The sequence below is a fragment of the Emticicia sp. MM genome, from assembly GCF_001649495.1.
In genome coordinates, this window is sequence record NZ_LXHX01000104.1 from 1 (window position 1) to 16,956 (window position 16,956).

The 16,956-nt window shown below is 36.6% G+C and carries 14 protein-coding genes; 8 read left to right on the plus strand and 6 right to left on the minus strand.

All coding sequences use genetic code 11. The features are described from left to right. The coding region (nusG, locus tag A6M55_RS13040; protein ID WP_064198036.1) for a transcription termination/antitermination protein NusG at positions 1 to 558 on the plus strand (558 nt) is incomplete at its 5' end. 48 nt (positions 559 to 606) lie between these two features. Here the strand turns inward: nusG and A6M55_RS13045 are convergent. Both A6M55_RS13045 and A6M55_RS13050 read right to left on the minus strand, forming a co-directional pair. After that, positions 607 to 1,305, minus strand: a complete 699-nt coding sequence (locus A6M55_RS13045; RefSeq protein ID WP_064198037.1) for a GNAT family N-acetyltransferase — start codon at positions 1,303 to 1,305, stop codon at positions 607 to 609. Then, positions 1,305 to 2,225, minus strand: coding sequence for a glycosyltransferase family 2 protein (locus tag A6M55_RS13050; protein ID WP_064198038.1), 921 nt, complete (start codon positions 2,223 to 2,225; stop codon positions 1,305 to 1,307). The genes A6M55_RS13045 and A6M55_RS13050 overlap by 1 nt, the downstream gene beginning before the upstream one ends. A gap of 114 nt (positions 2,226 to 2,339) precedes the next feature. On the opposite strand from A6M55_RS13050, the gene A6M55_RS13055 reads away from it, so the two are divergent. Next, positions 2,340 to 3,128: an SDR family oxidoreductase gene (locus A6M55_RS13055; protein WP_064198059.1), complete on the plus strand. Its 789-nt coding sequence runs from the start codon at positions 2,340 to 2,342 to the stop codon at positions 3,126 to 3,128. A gap of 101 nt (positions 3,129 to 3,229) precedes the next feature. Here A6M55_RS13055 and A6M55_RS13060 read toward each other — a convergent pair whose 3' ends face one another. Next, positions 3,230 to 3,760: a YceI family protein gene (locus tag A6M55_RS13060; RefSeq protein WP_064198039.1), complete on the minus strand. Its 531-nt coding sequence runs from the start codon at positions 3,758 to 3,760 to the stop codon at positions 3,230 to 3,232. 170 nt (positions 3,761 to 3,930) lie between these two features. Then, on the minus strand, positions 3,931 to 4,980 hold the full coding sequence (locus A6M55_RS13065; protein WP_064198040.1) for a quinone-dependent dihydroorotate dehydrogenase: 1,050 nt from the start codon (positions 4,978 to 4,980) through the stop codon (positions 3,931 to 3,933). Between the two features lie 507 nt (positions 4,981 to 5,487). Between A6M55_RS13065 and A6M55_RS13070 the strand changes: the two genes are divergently transcribed. The 5 genes from A6M55_RS13070 (at position 5,488) to A6M55_RS13090 (ending at position 12,813) form a co-directional block, all read left to right on the plus strand. After that, a complete protein-coding gene (locus A6M55_RS13070) occupies positions 5,488 to 6,093 on the plus strand; it encodes a TetR/AcrR family transcriptional regulator (protein WP_064198041.1) in 606 nt (201 codons plus the stop codon). A gap of 64 nt (positions 6,094 to 6,157) precedes the next feature. After that, complete coding sequence (locus A6M55_RS13075) at positions 6,158 to 7,540, plus strand: TolC family protein (protein ID WP_082893019.1); 1,383 nt, start codon at positions 6,158 to 6,160, stop codon at positions 7,538 to 7,540. 77 nt (positions 7,541 to 7,617) lie between these two features. After that, complete coding sequence (locus A6M55_RS13080; RefSeq protein WP_064198042.1) at positions 7,618 to 8,748, plus strand: efflux RND transporter periplasmic adaptor subunit; 1,131 nt, start codon at positions 7,618 to 7,620, stop codon at positions 8,746 to 8,748. A gap of 135 nt (positions 8,749 to 8,883) precedes the next feature. After that, positions 8,884 to 12,315, plus strand: coding sequence for an efflux RND transporter permease subunit (locus tag A6M55_RS13085; protein WP_229235536.1), 3,432 nt, complete (start codon positions 8,884 to 8,886; stop codon positions 12,313 to 12,315). Positions 12,316 to 12,420: 105 nt separating this feature from the next. Next, a complete protein-coding gene (locus tag A6M55_RS13090) occupies positions 12,421 to 12,813 on the plus strand; it encodes a hypothetical protein (protein WP_064198043.1) in 393 nt (130 codons plus the stop codon). 94 nt (positions 12,814 to 12,907) lie between these two features. Here the strand turns inward: A6M55_RS13090 and A6M55_RS13095 are convergent, their stop codons facing one another. Then, the gene (locus tag A6M55_RS13095; protein WP_064198044.1) at positions 12,908 to 13,168 is read right to left on the minus strand and encodes a hypothetical protein; all 261 of its coding nucleotides are present in this window, start codon (positions 13,166 to 13,168) and stop codon (positions 12,908 to 12,910) included. A gap of 107 nt (positions 13,169 to 13,275) precedes the next feature. Between A6M55_RS13095 and A6M55_RS13100 the strand changes: the two genes are divergently transcribed. Beyond that, on the plus strand, positions 13,276 to 14,415 hold the full coding sequence (locus A6M55_RS13100) for an endo-1,4-beta-xylanase (RefSeq protein ID WP_156511060.1): 1,140 nt from the start codon (positions 13,276 to 13,278) through the stop codon (positions 14,413 to 14,415). Positions 14,416 to 14,591: 176 nt separating this feature from the next. Here A6M55_RS13100 and A6M55_RS13105 read toward each other — a convergent pair whose 3' ends face one another. After that, a complete protein-coding gene (locus A6M55_RS13105) occupies positions 14,592 to 16,502 on the minus strand; it encodes an LruC domain-containing protein (protein WP_197491706.1) in 1,911 nt (636 codons plus the stop codon). Positions 16,503 to 16,956 lie beyond the last annotated feature (454 nt).

Consider the following 16,956-nt stretch of genomic DNA (forward strand, 5'->3'; position numbering starts at 1 on the left):
ATGAGCGAAATCAATTGGTACGTTGTGCGGGCAGTTTCGGGACAGGAGAAGAAAATTAAAACCTACATCGAAAACGAAGCAATTCGACGCAAGTTGGATGAGTTAATACCAACAATATTAATTCCAACCGAGAAAATCACAGAAGTTCGTAATGGCAAAAAACGTGTTCGTGAAAAAAGTTTTTTCCCTGGATACATCCTTGTCAATGCTGACTTAAATAATGGTGAAGTGCTTCACTTAATTAAAAGTATGCCAGGTGTAATTGGCTTTTTGGGTCGTAACAACGGCACATCCATGACACCAGAGCCTTTACGTCAGTCTGAAATCAATCGTATTTTAGGTGTACAAGAAGAAACAGTTATTGGTGAGACAATCGCACCAGGTCTGACCTTCACTAAGGGCGAAAATGTAAAAGTAATCGACGGACCATTCAGTGGTTTTGACGGAAACGTGGAAGAAATCAACGAAGATAAGAAGAAATTGAGCGTAAGCGTTAAAATCTTTGGTCGTAGTACGCCAGTAGAGTTGGGATATATGCAAGTTGAAAAATTGCAATAATCATTCAAAGAATATTGAAGAGAGCCTTTCTGAAAAGAAAGGCTTTTTTTATGCCCAAAAATGATAAATATTTTGGACTGATTTTTCAGTAAAACCACATTTTTCGTAAAACTTGCAAGCTTGAATATTATCAAGCTGCGTTGGTACATCAAGCGAGATAAGACCTTCAATCTTGCAGTATTGCACACAAGCATCAATCAGCGACATTCCAACACCTTTTCCTTGCAGTGTTTCATCTACGGCAATGAGGCCGATAGTTGTGGTGTTCTCTTTCACACCTAAGGTTACCATTGCTTTTATTCGTTCATCATCCTCGTAAGCAAATACTTTTTCTGCAATTTGATGATTCACCGATTTATCAATCCATTCTCGGTATAAACGTTTGAAATTTTCAATACCTAAACCTTCATCTAATTTAAAGCGTGAATGTGTGCCACTTAAATAAGCCAAATCGTATAATAAAAGGCCATCTTTTTGGTCAAATTCTTTAATTTTAGTAATAGTTTTGGTTCGTAAATCTTCAATTTGAGCGGTATAGGTGATTTTTCGGTCAACTAATTTTCCATTAAATTTTTCAAGAATTTTACTCGGAATATCAGTGCTTTTATTTCCAAAAACATAAATTAAATCATACTGTTGTTGAAATGCCTTTTCAAGATTTTCGACTAAGAAAGTATAATCGTCTGTAATATCAATTCTTCCGATTTTTTTATTGAAAAAATCACTATCCCATGCTAAATATATCATCAGAAATTAAGTTTTTGGTCGATAATGTGAGTTGGTCGGCCTTTTACTTGCTCAAAAGTTTTACCTAAATAAATACCAATGATGCCGAGAATAAAAATAATTAGGCCTGAGAAAAACGTGATAGAGATAATAATACTCGCAAAGCCTAATTGCTTGATTTGATTGGTAAAGTAAAGATACAGGTAGGCTACACCCAAAAGAATGGCTATACCTGACATGATTAAGCCCAAGCGGACAGTCAGACGCAAAGGTTTATCCGAAAAGGAAATAATATTATTGAATGCCAGTTCGATAAGTTTTGACCAAGAGTAGGAAGATTTTCCTGATGCTCGTTCGTCGTGTTTCACGGGTAAATATGCTTTTCGGAAGCCTACCCACTGGGTCATGGTAGGAAAAAATCGAATGCGGTCGCCTAAGTTAACCACTGCATCAACTACTTTTCGGTGATAAATTCCGAAGTTAGCCACACTGCTATCTTGCACAGTATCAGTTAAATAACTGAAAGTTTTATAAAATACTTTAGAGGAGAGTTTCTTGAAAAAACCATCTTGACGAACTTGACGTTGTGCAAAAACTAACTCATAGCCTTCTTTTGCTTTGGCGAGTAGGCGAGGAATTTCATCGGGACGGTCTTGAAGGTCGCAGTCCATCACTACAATCCACTCACCTTTTGAAGTTGCTAAGCCAGCCGTAATAGCTGCGTGCTGACCGAAATTCCGACTAAGTTTTACACCTTTTACTATTTTATCTCGCTCACATACACGCAAAATTGCTTCCCAAGATTTATCAGGGCTACCATCTTCTACCAATAGGATTTCATAAGAATCAGTTATTGGTCTGACTGCTTGATGGATTTCTGCAACTAATTGTTCAACGATTTCTTCGGCTCTGTAAACAGGTGAAATAATAGATAAGTACATCGGAAAGTGTTTTTATTGCAATATTCGTTACTTAGTATTAGAGTGCCAAATGATTTACTGATGATTTTCAAATATATCAATAAAACCGTAACTTTGCCTATAAAAAAAATAGCTATGAATCTCGACTTAACAGGAAAAACTGCCTTCGTATGCGGTAGCACACAAGGTATTGGAAAAGCCACAGCCATTGAGTTGGCTCTTTTGGGGGCAAGTATTACGCTTGTCGCTCGAAACGAAGAAAAATTAAAAGCAGTCTTAGACGAATTGCCACGCAAAAAAGGTCAAAAGCACCGCTATCTTTTGATAGACTTCTCAAAAACCAATCAAATTAAATCTCGTATCGAGCGTCATTTATCAAAATACCCCGAAGCCCATATTTTGGTTAATAATACGGGCGGCCCAGTGGGAGGGCCTGTACTCGAAGCAAGTACAGAATTATTTACACAAACCTTTAACGAACACGTAGTTTCAGCTCAAATCTTAACACAAGCTATAGCTCCGACCATGATAAAAGCAGGTTTTGGACGAATCATTAATGTGACTTCGATTGGAATGAAACAACCAATTGTTGGTTTAGGAGTATCGAATACAGTTCGTGGGGCGATGGGAAATTGGGCAAAATCAGTGGCCAATGAGTTGGGAAAATATGGTATCACTACTAATAATGTTTTACCAGGTTACACCACAACTGCTCGTTTGCAGAAAGTAAATGAAATGAAAGCAACTTCAACTGGCAAACCAATTGCCGAAGTAGAGCAAGAATTAATCAAAGATATTCCAATTGGGCGATTTACAACTCCACAAGAAACGGCTTCTGTCATTGCATTTTTATGTTCACCAGCAGCTGCTTCGGTCAATGGCGTAAGTATTCCTGTTGATGGCGGAAAAACGAGTAGTTTGTAAAAAAGTTCATAGTTTTCGGAACGATAGTGCACAGTATTTACAATAAAAAAGGCTCTTTGAAATTAATCAAAGAGCCTTATGCGTTTATCACCTTAAAAAAATTACGCTTGTTTAGCTACCTGAATATTGAAAGCTAATTTTACTTCATCGCTTACTACAACACCACCAGCTTCTGTAACTGCACCCCAAGTCAGACCGAAATCTTGACGGTTGATTTTTCCAGAAATATCAAAACCAGCTTTTGTATTTCCGTAGAAATCACCCATAATACCACCGAATTCAGCTTTTAAAGTTACTTCTTTAGTTGTTCCTCTGATTGTCAAATCGCCAGTTAATGTATAATTTTCATCGTCAACTTTGTCCATTGAAGTTGAAACGAATGTCAATTTTGGGAAGTTTTCAGCATCAAAGAAGTCCGCTGATTTCAAGTGACCATCTCTTTGTTCTTGTCCAGTCGAGATACTGTCGATGTCAGCCGAGAAATTTACTTTTGCACCTGCAAAATTTTCATCATTGGCTGTTTCTACGCTTCCTTCGTAAGTTCCGAAGTTACCTGTTACTGTCGAAATCATTAAGTGTTTTACTTTGAAGTTTACTTCTGAGTGCGTTGGGTCAATAATCCAAGTTGCCATTGTTTTGTAAAGTTTAAATTTTATAAATATTTTTAATAATGTTTTTACATTGTATGTATATACATATAATACAATTAAGAATAATAAAAGGTTTCACAGAAATAAAAAAAAGTGTCATTCTTTTTTTAGAATAACACTTTTTGATGGCTAACTATTTGGTTATCAGTTGATTATTTTTTAGGAGTTTCTTTCAAAATTCCTTCGCAAATTTCTTTAGCAATGCTTGGCCCTTCGTAAACAAAGCCCGAATAGACCTGTACGAGCGATGCACCAGCATTCAGTTTATCAATAGCATCTTGGGCGGTGTAAATTCCGCCAACTCCGATTATTGGAAATGCTTTATTCGATTTTTCTGACAAATATCTGATTACTTCGGTTGAGCGGTCTGTCAATGGTTTGCCGCTTAATCCACCCGCTCCAATTTCGCTAACTGTCTCTTTATCAGATACTAAGCCCTCTCTGCTGATGGTTGTGTTGGTGGCAATTACGCCTGCTGTGCGAGTTTCTTTGACGATTTCTATCACATCATCAAGTTGTTCGTTGGTCAAATCTGGGGCAATTTTCAAGAGAATTGGCTTTGGTTTTGATTTTCTCCCGTTGTCTCTTTCCAAAACTTTCAAAATATATTTTAGAGGCTCTTTTTCTTGTAAATCTCTTAATCCTGGGGTGTTGGGTGAACTTACGTTTACCACGAAATAATCAACGTAGGGATAAAGGTCATTGAAGGCTTTGAGGTAATCATAGACAGCATCATCGTTTTCGGTGACTTTGTTTTTGCCAATGTTTCCGCCGATAATCACCTTTGATTTGCGTTTACGTAGATTATTAGCTGCTTCGATTGAACCTTCGTTATTGAAACCCATTCGGTTGATGAGTGCTTCGTCTGGTTTTAGTCTGAAAAGACGAGGTTTGTCATTGCCAGCCTGAGGTTTTGGTGTAACTGTTCCGATTTCTATAAAACCAAAACCGAGATTTGAAAGTTGGTCAGTCCAAACGCCATTTTTATCGAAACCCGCTGCTAAACCTACTGGATTTTTGAAACGTAAACCGAAAACTTTTCTTTCGAGGCGAGTGTCTTTTTTTTCAAAAAATAACCTCAAAATATTGGGCATGAGCGGAATCGCACAGGCGGTCTTGAGGGCGTTCATCGCTACATAATGAATTTTCTCGGCATCGTAGCGAGTGAGGTATGGAAATACAAACTTTTTGTAGAAACTCATTTAGACTTAAAAAATTTAGGTTTTTTGTAAGTGTTTTTTGTAAATTTTTTAATACTCATTTTTAAATTTCGGATAGTACTAAAACTATATCTCCAATTTTAAATAAGACTTTTTGAGTATTAAAAATGTACAGCAAAGCAGAACGAATAGATAGGTTTACAAAAGTACAATTTATCGACAAAATTTCCGCAAAATCAAGGATAACATTTTGTTGACAAAACGTTGAATTTGAAAAGTACAATTTTTTATCAACTTATTTCAATAAACACTGGTGCTATTTTAGGTTTATAAATATGTTCATCCTCATATTTTTATGGTTTATCCCCATATTTTAATGCTTCATCATCTTTGTTTTCTGAATATTAGTTTGATTTTTAAAATTTGTATTGTTAAAGAGGAGTTCTAAAAAAAATTATAAAAACTTTGAACCTTTTGAAAGTTTCCTAAGTTTCTTAGAGTATAAAAACATTTATACCAATGAAGCTAAGTAATTTTTAAGGAGAAAGAATGGAAGTTAAAGAACGTATATTAAAAGCTGCCGAAGAACTTTTCTTGAAGTTTGGGATTCGCAGTGTGACGATGGACGAGATTGCTTCTGAACTTGGGATTTCGAAGAAGACAATCTATTTGCATTTTGCAGATAAAGATGCCATTGTGCATGAAGTAGCTACAAGCAGAATGAATCATGAACAAGGAATTTGTGAGCGTATTTATGAGGAGTCTGAAAATCCGATACATGAGGTAGTGAAGGAAATCGAAGTACTGAAAAAAGATGCGGCTACATTTAATCCTGTGATAATTTATGACTTAAAAAAATATTATCCGAAAACTTGGGCTTTGTTTCAACAACACAAACAAACGATTTTTTTGGATATAACCCGACGTAATCTACAAGAGGGTGTGAAACAAGGGCTTTACAGACCCGAAATTAATATTGAAGTTTTATCAAGGTTACGTATGGAAGAAATTGATTTTGCTTTCGACCAAAGTGTTTTTCCGAATACTATCTTTAATCAGTTTGAGATTCATCAAACGTTTATCGACCACTTTCTAAGAGGAGTGCTAACTCCAAAGGGTTTAACCATTTACGAACAATATATCGACAATAATTAATATCCATTTTTAAAATAGAATACCTACAAAACCAACGTCTTACATTAAAAACAAATACACAAATATGAAAATAAAATACCTACGGGCGGGATTCCGCTGGACGGAAGTGGCAACACTCCGCCGAAGGGCATTTAGCTTACTTTTTCTGATTGTGGCTACGAGTGCGTATAGTCAGCAATCGTTCACACTTAAAGAAGCTGTTCAATATGCTTTAAAAAACCATATTACCGTAAAAAATGCTGAATTAGAAATCTACTCAGCCGAAAATACCATCAAGCAGGTAAAAGCTGCTGGTATGCCACAAGTTAGCGGTCAGTTTCAGTACACTGCCAATGTGATTGTGCCAACACAATTAGTTGATGCCAAAAACTTTAATCCACAAGCTGCCGAAGGTGAGGTTGTAAAATTTAAGTTTGGTGTGCCGTGGGGCGGTCAAGCGGGAATTGGTGTAAATCAATTGATTTTCGATGCTACTTGGTTGGTTGGCTTAAAAGCCGCTCCAGTTTATCGTGAATTAGCTCAACGCACCGTGACCAGCTCGAAAGTAGCAGTTGCCGAAAATGTAATGAAAGCCTATTATTCGGTTTTGGTGGCCGAAGAAAGAAGCAAAATTCTGGGTTTGAATATCAGCCGTTTGGATACGCTTCTCAGAGAAATCAAAATCATGAACGAAAAAGGTTTCGTAGAAAAATTAGACGTTGACCGCCTACAAGTGCAACGCAATAATTTGGTTACGGAAACAATCAAAGTTCAGAATTTGATTCAGTTATCTTATGGTTTGTTGAAATTCCAGATGGGAATTAAGCAACAAGAGTCGATTTCGTTGAAAGATAAACTTTCTGAAACCGATGTAAATCTATTGCAATTGCCAGAATATCAAGGAGTTGATTACGGAAATCGTATTGAATATTCAACTTTGATGACACAACGTAAACTCACAACGCTTGACATCGAACGGATTCAGAAAGGTGCCTTGCCAAAGGTATTTTTCAGTGGTTCGTTGGGTGCGGGACATAGTAACCCACGCTTCAATCCTTTCGAGCGTTGGTTTGGTTCTTCGGCTTTGAGTTTGGGTGTTCAGATTCCGATTTATGATAGTGGTCTTCGTAAAATTCAGATTCAACAACAAAACATTAATTTGACAAAAATCGACCAAAGTGCTTTGTTATTGCGTGAATCGTTTGAATTACAGGCTTCTCAAGGTATTATCAGTTTGAAAAATGGTTTAGAAACACTCAAGTCTCAAAAAGCAAATATGGATTTAGCTACCGAAGTGGTGCGAGTTTCAAAAATCAAATATCAAGCTGGTGCAGGCACAAATATCGAAGTCGTAAATGCTGAATCTTCGTTGAAAGAAGCACAAACAAATTATTTTGCGGCATTATATGATTTATTGATTGCAAAAGTAGATTTAGACAAAGCAATGGGTAAACTATTGGCGGAGTAAACCAGTGAGAAAATTGTAGAATTGATTTTATACATTCTCTCATTCTAACATTCATTCACTCATTCATTAATTTTAATATGAAAAATACATTATATATCTTATCGACAGTTATTATTTTGGCTTCTTGCTCGAAAGGAGGAGGCGATAAAGTATCAGAAAAAAGAGCAGAACTCGCTAAACTTCAAGCAGACGAAAAATCAATTGCGGCGAGTATCAAAAAACTACAAGCAGAACTCGATATTCTTGACCCAAAGAAAGAAGTTGAGAAGGTAATTTCGGTAACTGTTTCGCCGATTGCAACGCAGACTTTCAAACACTTTGTCGAGATTCAAGGTCGTGTTGATGCAAAAAACAATCTTTTTGTTTCCCCACAAATGGGTGGAGCTATCACGAATCTTTATGTAAAAGAAGGTGATTTCGTAAAACAAGGTCAAGTTATTGCTACGATTGATAACTCTGTTTTGAAACAATCTATCCAAGAAATTGATGTACAGTTGGGTACGGCAAAGGTTTTCTACGAAAAACAAAAATCGCTTTGGGACCAAAAAATCGGGACAGAAGTGCAATACATTCAAGCAAAAGCGAATGTTGAAGCTCTTGAAAAACGTTTGGCTACGCTCCAAACACAGACAGCCATGACCAAAGTAGTTGCTCCGTTGAGTGGTTTTGTTGACGAGGTTCGTATGCGTGCAGGCGAAATGGCTGCTCCAGGTTTGGGAATCGTAAGAATTGTAAACTCTGAAAACCTCAAAGTTGTAGCTCAAGTGGCTGATACGTATGCCAGTACAATCAAACAAGGCGATGTTGTAACTATCAAATTTCCAGATTTAGGTAAAGAAACTACTGCCAGATTGACATTTGTTGGTCAAACCGTAAATCCTGCTTCAAGAACGTTTGCAGTAGAGGCTTCGATTTCTAAAATTGACCCACAATTAAAGCCAAACATGACGGCCGTAATGAATATCAACGACCAAGCGAAAGGTAATGCGATTATCATTAACCAAAACTATATTCAGCACACTGAGCTGGGCGATATTGTTTACGTAGCCGTAACCGAAGGTGCAAAGAAAGTAGCACGTAGCCGTAAAGTAACAACGGGCGTAACTTATAACGGTGACATCGAAATTACATCGGGCTTGCAGTCAGGCGATATGCTAATTACGCAAGGTTACCAAGATTTAGTTGATGGACAAGCGGTTAATTTCTAAATAACCCCACCCTAAATCCCTCCCCGATAGGGGGGGGATTTGAAAACCTACAATTTAAAAATCTTTCCTTTTGTTTCCCTCCTTATCGGGGAGGGGTCAGGGGTGGGGTTCTACATTCAAATTATATATTGGATTATGGAAAAAGATAATTTACATGAACAAGATTTACCTCACGGAAGTGGGTCTATCTACAACCTCGTTCGCTGGTTAGGTAATAACCAAACGACGGTTTATATTTTTACGGTCATGATTTTTATGGCAGGTTTAGGAATTTACTTCAACCTTCCAAAAGAACAGTTTCCTGACATTAAAGTACCACAGATTTACGTTCAAACGATTTACTTCGGAACTACACCTTCCGATATTGAGAACGTGATCAATAAACCGATTGAAAAACAATTAAAGACAATTTCGGGCGTAAAACGCATTAAATCGAATGCTTTGCAAGACGTTTCGGTGATTTTGGTAGAATTTAACCCCGACGTAAAAGTTGAGGCAGCTCTTCAAAAAGTACGTGATGCGGTCGATAAAGCCAAGCGTGATTTACCACAAAAACTCGATAGCGGCCCAACTGCCCAAGATGTAAACTTCTCAGAGTTTCCGATTATGAATATCAACTTGGTTGGAAATTTTCCGCTTGAAAAACTCAAAGGATACGCCGAGCAATTGCAAGATGAGATTGAATCTTATCCAGAAATTACGAAAGTTGATATTGTAGGTACTTTGAAACGTGAGATTCAGATTAACCTTGATTTGTATAAAATGCAAGCGGCAGGCTTGACTTTTTATGATGTGCAAAGTGCGGTTCAAGGCGAAAATATTAATATTTCGGGTGGTGAACTAAATGTTGATAATGTACGTCGCACGATTCGTGTGAAAGGTGAATTTAGTGGTGTGCAACAAATTCAAGAATTGCAAATTCGTAGTTCAACAGGTGCAACGGTTCGCTTAGGAGATGTGGCTGACGTGCGAGATAGCAACGAAGAACAACAAGATTTTGCTCGTTTAGATGGAAAATCGGCCGTTACGCTCAATGTCGTGAAACGTGCTGGTGCAAACGTAATTGCGGTTTCTGAACGTATTGAGCAATTACTTGAAAAATACCGTGAAGACCGTTTTCCACAAGGTTTAGAAGTAAGAGTAACAGCCGATACTTCAGAGCGTGTAAAAAGCGAAATTGCTGACTTAGTAAATACCGTAGTTTTAGGTTTTATCTTCGTGGTAATCGTTTTGATGTTTTTTATGGGTGTGCGTGACGCCATCTTTGTTGGTCTATCTGTGCCACTTTCGGCTCTAATTGCTTTCATTCCGCTTTGGTTCTCTGGCTTTACGCTCAATACAATCGTACTTTTTGCTTTCTTGCTTGGCCTCGGTATCGTGGTTGATGATGCCATTGTGGTTATCGAAAACGCTCACCGTTTGTTTAATAGATTTAAAAATCTAAGTATTAAAGAAGCGGTTGCTTTAGCAGCATCAGAGGTTTTCTTGCCTGTATTGTCAGGAACTCTCACTACCATTGCTCCGTTCTTCCCGCTATTATTTTGGCCAGGAATTGTTGGTGAGTTTATGAAATACTTGCCAATTACTTTGATTTATACGCTTTTGGCTTCGTTGATTGTAGCTTATGTCATTAACCCAGTTTTTGCTATTTCGTTCATGAAACGCCACGAAGAAGGTGACCATGAGGATACAAGTTTCAAGGCTATTCGTCGCCCAATGATTATCATGGGAGTTATCGCTCTTCCTGCATATTTAATAAATGTAGGTCTTGGAAACTTGGTTCTATTGGCAGCTATATTGTATGCTTTCAACCACTTTATTCTTACGCCGAAGATTATTTTGCCTTTCCAAGATGGAGCTTTACCTCGTTTCAAACAAGCGTATCGTAATCTGATTTCTTGGGTAATTACGGGCTATCGTCCAGTTTTTGCGGTGTTGAGTATGTTCGTTTTATTAATTCTTACATTCGTATTATTGGGAATCGTAAAACCAAAAGTTATTTTCTTCCCAAGTGGCGAGCCTGACTATATTTATGTATATAACGTAATGCCAGTCGGAACAGATGCACGTGTGACTGACTCAGTGACCAAGGTTATCGAAAGTAAGGTTTTTGCCGTAATTAAAAGAAATAAAGCCGAAGGTGCTATTAACTCAGTAATTTCTAATGTTGGTAAAAACGCAGGCGACCCATTCAATCCTGACCGTTCGGCAACGCCTCAAAAGTCGAAAGTGACGGTTGCGTTTGTGAAAAAAGAATTCCGTGGTGAAACTTCATCAGCCAAACTTTTGGAAGAAATGCGAAAAGAAATTCAGGGAATTCCAGGAAGTGAAATTTCTGTACAACGTGAAAACAATGGCCCACCAACAGGAAAGCCTATTTCGGTTGAAATTTCGGGTGATGATTTTGATAAATTGATTTCAATAGAAAAAGACGTACGTAAACGTATCTCGGCCGCTGGAATTCAAGGAATTGAAGAATTGAAGTCAGATTTGATTACAAATAAACCAGAAATCATTATTGATGTAGATAAAGTAAAAGCTCAACGTGAAGGTATCAGCACCTCACAAATTGCTTTGGCGATTCGTACGGCCTTGTTTGGAGCAGAAATCTCGAAATACAGAGATGATAAAGACGAATATCCGATTCAGCTAAGATTGAAAGCTGATGACCGTAATCAGATTGAAAAATTATTGAGTCTGAACATTACTTACCGTGATATGAATTTAGGAGGTATTTTGCGTCAAGTTCCGTTAAATTCGGTAGCAAAAGTGAGTTATTCGACTACTTTTAGTCAGATCAACCGCAAAAACCAACAGCGTATCATCACACTTGGTTCGGAGGTTTTGAATGGCTATAATGCCAACGAAATCGTGGCTGAAATTCAGGATAAAGTAATTGATAGAATGGAGATTCCGAGCGGCTATATCGTGAAAATGGGTGGTGAACAAGAAGAACAAGCCGAAACAGGTATTTTCTTGGCAGGTGCTTTAGGTGCAGCCGTTTTGTTGATTTACTTGATTTTGGCGACTCAGTTCAACTCGGTTATTAAGCCAGTTATCATTTTCGTAACGATTCTACTTTCATTTATTGGGGTATTCTTAGGCTTCATGGCCTTTGGAATGACTTTCTCAGTAATTATGTCGGGTGTTGGTATTATTGCATTGGCAGGTATTGTGGTGAAAAATGGTATTTTGCTCATTGAGTTCACCGACGAATTACGCAGTAGGGGGTATGCTCTCAAAGAAGCGATTGTAGAGGCAGGTGGTGTGCGTCTAACACCTGTATTATTGACTGCATCGGCAGCCATCTTAGGACTTGTTCCTTTAGCTTTTGGTGTGAGTCTCGATTTCGTGACAATGTTTACCGAACTAAATCCACACTTATTTTTTGGCGGAGATAGTGCTGTTTTCTGGGGAATCTTGGCATGGACAATCATTTTTGGGTTGAGTTTCTCGACCGTACTTACATTGGTTATCGTGCCGTGTTTGTACTACATCAATGAGCGTGTACGTGACAAATGGTTCCGCAAGAAGAAAACAGTAGAGTTGGTTGAAGAGCCAGCTTAATTTCTGACAACTGCCTAAGCGTAGTCGAAGGCAACAACAAAAATCCCCATTCTCGTAAGAGTTTGGGGATTTTTTGTTATTTTGCTTTGATAAATATTCAAAAAGATGAAATTTCAAACCTCATACCTTTTGTTTTCACTTTGCTTATTTTGTTTCACTTGTTCGGATAATAAGCTGAAAGTCAAGAATAATTCTTCAAAGGAAATTGTCGTGTATTACTCTAAAACCGATGAGCTAAATAAATATAGTTATGGAGTAAATATTTTACCCAATTCATCTAAAAATTTATTGGCTCGGAATCAAACATGGGAATATATTTTTGAAGCAAGCCCCGATAAGAAAGTACGTTTCTACATATATGATGCTAATTTATTGTTTGATAAAACCCCAAAAGAGCAATTTGATTTAATTATGGACACAAAAAATTGTTTAAGTAAACAAAAATTTAGCGTTACAGATCTTGAAAATTTTAATTGGGAAATACCTTACAGTGATTAATGATAAAAATACTATATGCAAATCCCAATTAAGTTAAAACGAATTTGTGATGCTTGAGCGAAGTCGAAGGCAGCAATAAAAAATCCACAAACTCTTACGAGAGTGGGGATTTTTTATTTATTTCTTTCTTTACAATTGTTGGCTTAAAAGAAGCATCCAAATAAAACTTTTCATCAAAGGTAACTTTGGGTTCATCTTTACTTTTAAGTATGGCATACACCATCCAAATAACCATAACATGTAGTACAAGAAAGGCCACCATTATGAATGGATAAGGCATTTCAGAAACAATAAATAAGCAATAAACCACCACGAAAAGCGTAGTGAGATAAATAGCAAATGAGTCCTTTTTCATAGATCTAAAGATTTAGTTTGAGATATGTTTTTCAACTCTCAACACTCCCTAATTGTTTAATTCTTCTTTTTACTTTATCTTTAAAACCAAAATTCAACCTTATACTAATGATTTCTATTAAACGTACATTCCGCTATTCAATTTTAATCTTACTATCAAATTATTGCTTGGCACAGACTCTCAAAGATGCCTACAAAGATGCTTTCAAGATGGGGGTTGCTGTAAATGAAGGGATTGTTTCGGGGCGAGATAAAGCCTTACAAGATATTGTCGTGAAACAATTCAACACCATCACGATTGAAAACTCAATGAAGGCTGAACGCATAAATCCTAAGCCTGGCGTGTTTAATTACGAAGCTGCCGATGCGTTTGTAGAGTTTGGTAAGAAAAATAATATGTTTATCGTGGGCCATACGCTCGTGTGGCACAACCAAACGCCTGCATGGTTTTTTCAAAACGAAGATGGAAAACCCAAAACAAAAGAAGAGGTAAAAGAGCGTCTGCGTGAACACATAAAAGTTATTGCAGGAAGATACGCAGGTAAAGTCAATGCTTGGGATGTGGTGAATGAAGTAATTGATGACGATGGGAATTACCGTCAAACTACTTGGGTTAAAGGCGTTGGCAGTGGTGATGAATTAGTAAAATTGGCCTTTAAATATGCTGCCGAATATGCACCAAACACCGAACTATATTATAATGATTTTAATGCATGGCGACCAACCAAACGAGATGGAATCGTGCGAATGGTGAAAATGCTTCAAAAAGAAGGTATCAAAATAGATGGTATCGGAATTCAAGGGCATTGGGGGCTAAATTATCCAAAGACTGAATATATTGAGGCTGCCATTGAAGCTTATGCCGCTTTGGGCGTAAAAGTAATGATTACTGAGTTGGATGTTGACGTATTACCACTAACAAAAGAAGGACAGGTAATTGGGCAAGGAATGAGTGAAAAACAATTTCAGAACGAAGAATTTAAGGAATTTCTTGATCCATACAGTAAAGGTTTACCCGCAGACGTTCAAACTCAATTGGCCAATCGTTATGCTCAATTATTCGAAATTTTCTACAAAAAACGTGATAAAATAGATAGAGTAACGATGTGGGGAATCCACGATGATATGTCATGGAAAAACGATTATCCAATACCAAGACGAACCAACTACCCATTACTTTGGGATAGAAATAAACAGCCTAAACCAGCATTTGATGCAGTTTTGAGTTTGCCCAAAAAAATGAAATAATTTCTAAAAACTGAGCTTGTCAATGCAATAAAATGGTTGTATCTATAATACAACTAAATACAAGAAGTTTAACCTTGAAGTTTGCTAATCATTGTCAGGAAAATAACCCATAAAAATTACCAATCCTCAGTTTTAAAAATCTAAGGATTGGTAATTATTTTAACAGAACAAGTTAATTATTTAATATTCGATAATTTACTTGGGTCTCTGTATCCAGTTTTATCTAAATACCAGTCAGGATAACTAACTCCTTCACTTTCAACCCAATTTTTAAAGAAAAGATAGCCATCAAGTATAGGTTTTCCTTCTAAAGGATGATTAAAGTTCTCAGGAATATTTAAAGCCCACGGCAAACGAGCTTCGCTTTTATAAAAAATACTTGAGGATGAGTTTGAGCGATCATCGCCTGTGCCTAAAAGACTTTTACTGGCTTTTTGTGTAGGAGGTTGATTCATTAGATGTACCTCATTGCCACGTGAGTTTCTCTGAAAAATAAATGGATTATAAGGAGCAGTACCTAAAAGTGATTTATTAACAGGTGTGTTAAGTACAATTTTCAAATTAAGTGTATCAGTTTTGACCGCATTGTATTGGTCAGGTCCATTATCAAAAGCAATGATTGTTGCAAAATCTTGTCCATTTTCCGTGCCATTACTTCCATTAGAAATAACATTATAACGAAGCGATTGTCCCGTAACACTTTTAACCGAAGAAGGAGGAATAGGTAGCTGAAAACCCCAACCACTCAAAATATTTGCCAATATTACTTTTACATATACTTTAGCATTTATCTCTACAACTTGATTCGCTGTGTTTAAAACCTCTTGAAATTGATAATTTACAACCATATCATTCATGTCGTAATCTCCTTTGAATGGCCACAAATCTTCATAGGCAAGTGAGCTATATGTACTGTTTGATGGAGTGTAGTTATTTACTGCTTTATTGATATCTGTTGGATATTCATCATTGTTATCACTTAGTCCGTCACCATCACTATCTTTGTTATTAATAACCACTGGAATATCCTCTCTGTTAATTGCTCTTACTGGATTTGATGTAGCAAAGAAAATCGCATCGTTGAAATCTTGGTCACAACTTGGACTTGCACGGTCAACATCTTCAAAAGCTAAAAGTAGGCGGTTTGTGGTGGGGTCGTTTAGTACAATTAAATGGCGTTTGAGGTCGGCTTTCGATTCGATATTTAAAACATCATGACTAAAATGAGCATAACTGCCATCGCTAACATTACCTGTTGAGTTATTAAAACCATTAGCAAACAACACAAATCCAATACCTGTATTTGCTGGAAATCGACCTATTTTTACTTTGTCACCTGACGTTAGACTGCCACCACTACCACTGTACGAAACATTTGGAAAAACAATCGTTATGGCCGAAATATCAGAGGTTTTGGTTGGTGGTTTGTTTAAATCAAAAGTATAAAAACCAAGAGTGTTAGTCCAACCAGCACCTTCATGCACGAAGGTAATCCAAACATCAGCCAGCTCAGTTATGGTCAAAGTATTTTTATTGGTCGATTTCAAAAAGCCAGGGTTTTCTATCGTAACAGGCGACCTTTCTGGTACACTGGCATCAATATTTGCTAAGAATTCACCAGAAATATCATCTCGATTAGCCTCAAGATAATTAGGTAAACCCATCTTCGACCACGTACCTAAGGTTTTTATATTATAGGATAATGTATTTGTCTCTCTAAGTTTTTTTGTATCTACAGCTTTATCATCATTAACTTCTCTAAGCATGTTTGGAGTTGTTTGATTTTTGCCTCCAAAAATAGCTTTTACTGTATTATTATTTACATTAACTATAAATTCATTTGGTAAGCCAATACGGTTTGGTCTTACAGCCACTTGTTTGACATAACTCGGAATAACTTGATTGATTTGTAATAAACCCGATGCCGAAGAAATGCCTTTCAATAATAATTTATCTTCAGGATAACTATATATCGAAATAAGTACACCTTTCATGGGTTTATCTAAATTATCAAAAGTCCCAATATCAAATTTAACCTCTTTAGTTGTTTTAAAATCGAACGTGGCGGAAATATTTAGTTCCTCCATTTTTGATTTTGTAACAGTTATTGGATTCGTTGTTTCAACTTTGGGGAAACAACTTGAAAGACCTGATGCTATTAAGAGCATAGAGACACCGATGTAGTATTTTTTAGTTCTCATAAATGAAATATTAGGATAATTGTCTTATAAAATACAAGCAAAATCCGTTCCGTTTTTTTTATATAATTCTCTAAAAATGATAAAAATAGTATGACTATTTAACTATTGGGTGGTTTATTGAGCATTTTTGATATAAAATTGTCTAAAAACACAATAATTGCACAGTAAATATTTTAGGAACACGACAGAAAAAAAAATAAATAGCACAAGGAAGAATATTTTGGCACAAAAAATAATTATGCTTTTAAAATTTTCAAAGAACTATAAAATTTTAGCAAAAATTAATTTCTATATAAATGCCTGATTATAAGTTATTTATAGTGTTAGTTGCTAATTGATG

What these genes read in the sequence shown, in the direction of transcription:
- A6M55_RS13050 (WP_064198038.1), bottom strand. Translation starts at nt 2,225, where the DNA reads ATGTACTTATCTATTATTTCACCTGTTTACAGAGCCGAAGAAATCGTT.
- A6M55_RS13075 (WP_082893019.1), top strand. Translation starts at nt 6,158, where the DNA reads ATGAAAATAAAATACCTACGGGCGGGATTCCGCTGGACGGAAGTGGCA.
- A6M55_RS13065 (WP_064198040.1), bottom strand. Translation starts at nt 4,980, where the DNA reads ATGAGTTTCTACAAAAAGTTTGTATTTCCATACCTCACTCGCTACGAT.
- A6M55_RS13105 (WP_197491706.1), bottom strand. Translation starts at nt 16,502, where the DNA reads ATGGAGGAACTAAATATTTCCGCCACGTTCGATTTTAAAACAACTAAA.
- A6M55_RS13060 (WP_064198039.1), bottom strand. Translation starts at nt 3,760, where the DNA reads ATGGCAACTTGGATTATTGACCCAACGCACTCAGAAGTAAACTTCAAA.
- A6M55_RS13095 (WP_064198044.1), bottom strand. Translation starts at nt 13,168, where the DNA reads ATGAAAAAGGACTCATTTGCTATTTATCTCACTACGCTTTTCGTGGTG.
- A6M55_RS13100 (WP_156511060.1), top strand. Translation starts at nt 13,276, where the DNA reads ATGATTTCTATTAAACGTACATTCCGCTATTCAATTTTAATCTTACTA.
- A6M55_RS13085 (WP_229235536.1), top strand. Translation starts at nt 8,884, where the DNA reads ATGGAAAAAGATAATTTACATGAACAAGATTTACCTCACGGAAGTGGG.
- A6M55_RS13055 (WP_064198059.1), top strand. Translation starts at nt 2,340, where the DNA reads ATGAATCTCGACTTAACAGGAAAAACTGCCTTCGTATGCGGTAGCACA.
- A6M55_RS13090 (WP_064198043.1), top strand. Translation starts at nt 12,421, where the DNA reads ATGAAATTTCAAACCTCATACCTTTTGTTTTCACTTTGCTTATTTTGT.
- A6M55_RS13045 (WP_064198037.1), bottom strand. Translation starts at nt 1,305, where the DNA reads ATGATATATTTAGCATGGGATAGTGATTTTTTCAATAAAAAAATCGGA.
- A6M55_RS13070 (WP_064198041.1), top strand. Translation starts at nt 5,488, where the DNA reads ATGGAAGTTAAAGAACGTATATTAAAAGCTGCCGAAGAACTTTTCTTG.
- A6M55_RS13080 (WP_064198042.1), top strand. Translation starts at nt 7,618, where the DNA reads ATGAAAAATACATTATATATCTTATCGACAGTTATTATTTTGGCTTCT.